Genomic DNA, 6357 nt, shown 5'->3' on the forward strand with positions numbered 1-6357 from the left:
CCTTGAGCTCTTCCAGCGAACCGTAGACGTCGGTGCGCGGGTAGTTGGGGTCGTCGGAGACCCAGACCGGGATGGGGCTGCCCCAGTAGCGGTTGCGGCTGATCGACCAGTCGCGGGCGTTTTCCAGCCACTTGCCGAACTGGCCGTCCTTGACGTTCTCCGGGATCCAGTTGATCTGCTGGTTCAGCTCGACCATGCGGTCCTTGATCTTGGTGACCTCCACGAACCAGGAGGAGACCGCCTTGTAGATCAGCGGGTTCCGGCAGCGCCAGCAGTGCGGGTAGCTGTGCTCGTAGGGGAGGTGGCGGAAGAGCAGGCCTCGACGCTCGAGGTCCTCGACCAGGATCGCGTCGGCCTTCTTGAAGAACGCGCCGCCGACCAGGTCCAGCCCGTCCTCGAAGTGGCCGGTGGGGTCGATCGGGTTGACCATCGCCACGCCGTTGCGCTTCCCGGACGCGAAGTCGTCCGCGCCGAACGCTGGCGCCTGGTGGACCAGGCCCGAGCCGTCGTCGGTGGTGACGTAGTCCTCGGTCACCACGTAGTGCGCGTTGTCGTCGGGCCAGTCGACGAGGTCGAACGGGCGCGCATACGTCCACCCCTCGAGCTCGGCGCCCTCGAAGCGCGCATCGACCGTCCATCCTTCGCCGAGCGCCGTCTCGACCAAGGGCTCGGCGACGACGAGCGTCTCGTGCCCGTTGCTGACCGCCACGTACGTGATGTCGGCCTTGGCCGCGACCAGCGCGTTGGACACCAGCGTCCACGGCGTGGTCGTCCAGACCAGCAACGACGCCTCGCCGGCCAGGGGACCAGAGGTCAGAGGGAAGCGCACGTAGACCGACGGGTCGACGACCGACTCGTACCCCTGGGCGACCTCATGGTCGCTCAGGCCGGTGCCGCATCGCGGACAGTACGGCGCCACGCGGTAGTCCTCCGCGAGCAGCCCTTTGTCGAAGATCTGCTGCAGAGCCCACCAGACGCTCTCGACGTACGGCGTGTCCATCGTGCGGTACGGGTTGTCGGTGTCGACCCAGTAGCCCATCCGCTCGGTCATCTGCTCGAACAGGCCGACGTTGCGCAGCACCGCCTCGCGGCACTTCGCGTTGAACTCGGCGACACCGAAGGCTTCGATGTCGGGCTTGCCGTTGAAGCCGAGCTCCTTCTCGACGGCGATCTCGACGGGGAGGCCGTGGCAGTCCCAGCCGCCCTTGCGCTCGACCAGGTAGCCCTGCATCGTGCGGAACCGCGGGAACACGTCCTTGAAGACCCGTGCCTCGACGTGGTGGACGCCCGGCGTGCCGTTGGCGGTCGGAGGCCCCTCGTAGAACGTCCAGCGCGGGGCGCCGTCGCGCTGTTCGAGCGAGGTCTCGAAGGTGCCTTCCCGCTCCCAGAGCGCGATCATGTCGCGCTCCATGGCGGGTAGGTCCACGTGGGCGGGAACAGCGGGGTACGCGGCGGTCACGGTCTTCCTCCGACAAGTCACGAAAGCTTCGGCTCGGCGAAGGGACGAGGCGCTCGGCCCCGCGGTACCACCCTCCTTGGTGGACGACGATCCGCCCACCCTCTCTGGTCTGCCGCTGCGCGGGTCTAGTGAGCGCACGGTGTGCGCCGTTCTTCCGGCGGCTCCGAGGTGATACGGCGTACGGCTAAGCTCCGGGCTCGCACCAACCCCGGATCGCTCGTGCTCAGGAGACGTACGCCGCGCGTCCTCGTCGATGCCTGCGGCGGACACCAGTCTAGTGCAGCGCGCCAGGAGTCGGGCAGAGCGGGCGACACAGGCAAATCGGCTTGTGAACGGCCGAACGCCCGCCTATTGTTCGGGCACCACGTCACATCGAGGCGATCCCGAGCGGATGGCCTCGATGTGTGGCATTTCGTGCACATCGAGGGGGCCAGAGATGGCGAGCACGACCAAGACCAGCAAGCGCAGTGCCGCGTCGCGCGGCGTGGCAGCCGTGAAGGGTGCCGCACGCAAGGTGGCGAGCAAGGCGACGCCCTCGAAGAAGGCGCCGGCCACGACGACGACCGCCACGAAGGCGGCGCCGGCCAAGAAGGCGACCCTGAAGAAGGCGCCGGCGGCCAAGAAGGCGGCGCCGGTCAAGAAGGCGACCGCCACGAAGGCGGCGGCTAAGAAGACGACCGCCAAGAAGTCGCCGGCGGCTAAGAAGACGACCGCCAAGAAGACGGCGCCGGCCAAGAAGGCGACCGCGAAGAAGGCGGCGCCGGCCAAGAAGGCGACCGCGAAGAAGACACCAGCCAAGGGCGCCGCGAAGCGACCCCGTACGACAGGAGCACCGAGAACTGTGACGAACCCGACGACGACCGGCTCCTTGGCTGTCAAGGCCGACGAGGCTCCCTGGTCCGCCGACGAGATTTCGGAGGTCCGAGCCGCGCTGGAGGCCGACCGGACCCGACTCCTGGACGAGATCCAGGTGGCCGAGCGTGGACTCGCCGACCTCCTCAGCGGGGGAGTAGACGGGGCGGGCAACGACCAGGCCGACGTGGGCTCCACGTCCCTCGAGCGCGACGCGGAGATGTCGCTCGCCGCGAACCACCGCGAGCTTCTCCTCCAGGTGGAGAAGGCCCTCGCCCGGATCGAGGCCGGCACCTACGGCAACTGCGAGATCTGCGGTCAGCCGATCGGGAAGATGCGGCTGATGGCGTTCCCCCGTGCCACACTGTGCATGACATGCAAGCAACGCGAGGAACGTCGCTGACCCCCGATCACGACGCCGACCACCCCCCAGCACGGTCCCGACGGATCGTGCTGTTCGCGGTGGTCGCGCTGGTCGGCTACCTCACCGACCTCATCACCAAGATCATCGCCGTCGCACGCCTCGAGGACGCCGACCCCGTCGTCCTCGTGCCGCACGTGCTCCACCTCACCTTCCTGCGCAACCCGGGCGCCGCCTTCGGGATGGCGACCGGGTTCACGATCGTGCTCACGCTCATCGCCATCACGGTGTGCGTGGTCGTGATCCGGATGGCCCGACAGCTGCGCGACCCCTTGTGGGCCGTCGGACTGGGTCTCCTCCTGGCAGGCGCCCTGGGCAACCTGACCGACCGGATCTTCCGAGAGCCCTCGCCGCTCGAGGGCCACGTCGTCGACTTTCTGCAGTTCCCCGACTGGCCACCCAACTGGCCGGTCTTCAACATCGCCGACGTGATGATCAACATCGCGGCGGTCATCATCGTCCTGCAGACCGTCCGCGGTGTCGGTCTCGACGGCACCCGGGCAGCCAAGAAGGCCGGCTCCGAGCCGGAAGCGCCATGACCGGCCCCGCCGCAGCCGCGGAGCAGCGTGCCTACTTCGTCCCGGACGGGCTCGCGGGCGAGCGGCTCGACGCCGCGCTGGCCCGCCTCCTGGGCCTCTCGCGCAGCCGTGTCGCCGAGCTCGTCGCCGACGGCCTGGTCACGGTGGACCACAAGCCGGCGTCCAAGTCGGACCGCGTCGAGGCCGGGGCGTTCCTGGAGGTCGAGATCCCGCGGCAGCGCGACGTCGCCGAGGTTGTCCCCGAGATCGTCGACGACCTCCGCATCGTCCACGACGACGACGAGATCGTCGTCGTCGACAAGCCGGCGGGGGTCGCCGCCCACCCCAGCGTCGGGTGGACCGGGCCGACCGTCGTGGGTCACCTGGCCGGCGCCGGCTTCCGGATCAGCACCTCGGGTGCCCCGGAGCGACAGGGCATCGTCCAGCGGCTCGACGTCGGGACCAGCGGGCTGATGGTCGTCGCGAAGTCGGAGCACGCCTACACCGTCCTCAAGCGCGCCTTCCGCGAGCGCGAGGTCGACAAGACCTACCACGCGATGGTGCAGGGGCACCCGGACCCGCTCGAGGGCACGGTCGACGCCCCGATCGCCCGCCACCCGAAGCACGACTGGAAGTTCGCCGTGATGGCCGACGGACGGGCCAGCGTGACGCACTACGAGACGCTCGAGGCGCACCGCTTCGCGAGCCTCCTCGAGATCAAGCTCGAGACCGGTCGTACGCACCAGATCCGAGTCCACATGGCCGCGCTGAAGCACCCGTGCGTCGGTGACCCGCTCTATGGCTCGGACCCCACGCTGACCAAGCGGGTGGGGCTCGAGCGCCAGTGGCTGCACGCCCACAGGCTCGGCTTCGAGCATCCTCGGACCCGTGACTGGGTGACGTTCACCTCGCCGTACCCCGATGACCTGGAGCGTGCGCTCGAGGTCATCCGCAACGCCGACTGACACCTGCCGACCACCGATCGAGACCACCCCGCGAGCCTCGTCCCGGGTGTCGGTCGGTGGTCGTAGGCTGTCATCGACCCCCTCGCCGGCCCGTTCTTCCAGGAGGCCCCACCCCGATGTCGAGCGCCGACTCGTTCGTGCACCTGCACGTCCACACCGAGTACTCCATGCTCGACGGGGCGGCCCGGCTGACCGAGATGTTCGCGCGGACGGCCGAGCTCGGGATGGACGCCATCGCGATGACCGACCACGGCAACGTGTTCGGGGCGTACGACTTCTACGCCAAGGCGAAGGCGGCCGGGGTCAAGCCGATCATCGGCATGGAGGCCTACCTCACCCCCGACACCCACCGTTCGGAGCGCAAGCGCGTCCAGTGGAACAAGGGCGGCGGTGACGACGTCTCGGGCGGCGGTGCGTTCACGCACATGACGCTGCTCGCCGAGAGCACCACCGGGATGCACAACCTGTTCCGGCTGTCGTCGCGGTCCTCGCTCGAGGGCTTCTTCTACAAGCCCCGTGCCGACCGCGAGCTTCTCGCCGAGTACGCCGAGGGGCTCATCGCGACGACCGGGTGCCCGTCCGGCGAGGTGCAGACGTGGCTCCGCATCGGCGACTACGCGAGGGCTCGCCAGTCCGCCGCTGAGTTCATGGACATCTTCGGCCGTGACAACTTCTTCGTCGAGCTCATGGACCACGGCCTCTCGATCGAGACGCGGGTCCGGGACGACCTCCTGCGCCTCGCCAAGGACCTCGACCTCCGCCTCGTCGCCACCAACGACTCGCACTACACCAACCCGGAGGACAGCACGGCGCACGAGGCGCTGCTGTGCGTGCAGTCCGGCAAGACGCTGGCCGACCCGACGCGGTTCAAGTTCGACGGCAACGGCTACTACATCAAGTCGCCGCAGGAGATGCGGCAGATCTGGGAGCAGGACGCCGGTCTGGCCGAGGCGTGCGACACGACACTGCTGATCGCGCAGCGGTGCGAGGTCGAGTTCACCGAGGGCAACGGCACTTTCATGCCGCGGTTCCCGGTCCCCGAGGGCGAATCGGAGGAGACGTGGCTCCTCAAGGAGGTCGACCGCGGGCTGGCTGAGCGCTACCCCCAGGGCATCACGGAGGAGGTGCGGGCCCGCGCCGACTTCGAGGTCGATGTCATCCTCAAGATGGGCTTCGCCGGATACTTCCTCGTCGTTGCCGACTTCATCAACTGGGCCAAGGAGAACGGCATCCGGGTGGGGCCCGGCCGAGGCTCCGGCGCCGGATCGATGGTCGCGTACGCGATGCGCATCACCGATCTGGACCCGATCGTCCACGGCCTGATCTTCGAGCGGTTCCTCAACCCCGACCGTGTCTCGATGCCCGACTTCGACGTCGACTTCGATGAGCGTCGGCGCGGCGAGGTCATCCGCTACGTCACCGACAAGTACGGCGACGACCGCGTCTCGCAGATCGTCACCTACGGCACGATCAAGTCCAAGCAGGCCGTCAAGGACGCGTCGCGCGTGCTGGGCTACCCGTTCTCCATGGGAGAGCGGATCACCAAGGCGATGCCGCCGGTGATCATGGGCAAGGACGTCCCGCTCAAGGAGATCTTCAACGCCGGGCACGCCCGCTACAACGAGGGCGGCGAGTTCCGGTCGCTCTATGACACCGACCCCGACGCCAAGCGCGTGGTCGACACGGCGGTCGGCCTCGAGGGCCTCAAGCGTCAGTGGGGCGTCCACGCCGCCGGCGTCATCATGTCGAGCGAGCCGTTGCTCGACATCATCCCGGTGATGAAGCGGGAGCAGGACGGCGCGATCATCACCCAGTTCGACTACCCGACGTGCGAGGCGCTCGGACTGATCAAGATGGACTTCCTGGGGTTGCGCAACCTCACGGTCCTCGACGACGCCCTCGACAACATCCGCGCCAACCGTGGCGAGGAGGTCGTCCTCGAGGACCTCGAGCTGAGCGACGAGGAGACCTTCGCGCTGCTGTCGCGCGGCGACACCCTCGGCGTCTTCCAGCTCGACGGCGGCCCCATGCGAGCCCTGCTGCGGAGCATGCGCCCCGACAGCTTCGAGGACATCTCCGCCGTCGGTGCGCTCTATCGTCCCGGCCCGATGGGCGCCGACTCGCACAACAAGTACGCCCGCC

Annotated in this window: 5 protein-coding genes; 4 read left to right on the forward strand and 1 reads right to left on the reverse strand. The window is 68.5% G+C overall.

Annotated elements, in window-relative coordinates; all coding sequences use genetic code 11:
• Window positions 1-1411 (reverse strand): class I tRNA ligase family protein (locus PV363_RS14605; RefSeq protein WP_301022698.1); only part of this gene is annotated, 1411 nt, incomplete at its 3' end.
• Between the two features lie 484 nt (window positions 1412-1895).
• Between PV363_RS14605 and PV363_RS17980 the strand changes: the two genes are divergently transcribed.
• The 4 genes from PV363_RS17980 to dnaE all read left to right on the forward strand — a co-directional run.
• On the forward strand, window positions 1896-2714 hold the full coding sequence (locus tag PV363_RS17980; protein ID WP_366525490.1) for a TraR/DksA C4-type zinc finger protein: 819 nt from the start codon (window positions 1896-1898) through the stop codon (window positions 2712-2714).
• Entirely contained in the window at window positions 2687-3271 is a 585-nt protein-coding gene (gene lspA, locus PV363_RS14615) for a signal peptidase II (protein ID WP_220344399.1), read from the forward strand. Before PV363_RS17980 ends, lspA begins: the two co-directional genes overlap by 28 nt.
• Window positions 3268-4215, forward strand: a complete 948-nt coding sequence (locus tag PV363_RS14620; protein WP_220344400.1) for an RluA family pseudouridine synthase — start codon at window positions 3268-3270, stop codon at window positions 4213-4215. The genes lspA and PV363_RS14620 overlap by 4 nt, the downstream gene beginning before the upstream one ends.
• Before the next feature lie 116 nt (window positions 4216-4331).
• Window positions 4332-6357: DNA polymerase III subunit alpha (gene dnaE, locus PV363_RS14625; RefSeq protein WP_301022697.1), on the forward strand; the 2026-nt coding region annotated here is incomplete at its 3' end.

It is taken from the genome of Mumia sp., from assembly GCF_028803055.1.
Lineage (GTDB): Bacteria > Actinomycetota > Actinomycetes > Propionibacteriales > Nocardioidaceae > Mumia.

Bases quoted from the DNA above. Each gene is read 5' to 3' on its own strand.
- PV363_RS17980 (WP_366525490.1), top strand. From the start codon at position 1,896: ATGGCGAGCACGACCAAGACCAGCAAGCGCAGTGCCGCGTCGCGCGGC.
- lspA (WP_220344399.1), top strand. From the start codon at position 2,687: ATGCAAGCAACGCGAGGAACGTCGCTGACCCCCGATCACGACGCCGAC.
- PV363_RS14620 (WP_220344400.1), top strand. From the start codon at position 3,268: ATGACCGGCCCCGCCGCAGCCGCGGAGCAGCGTGCCTACTTCGTCCCG.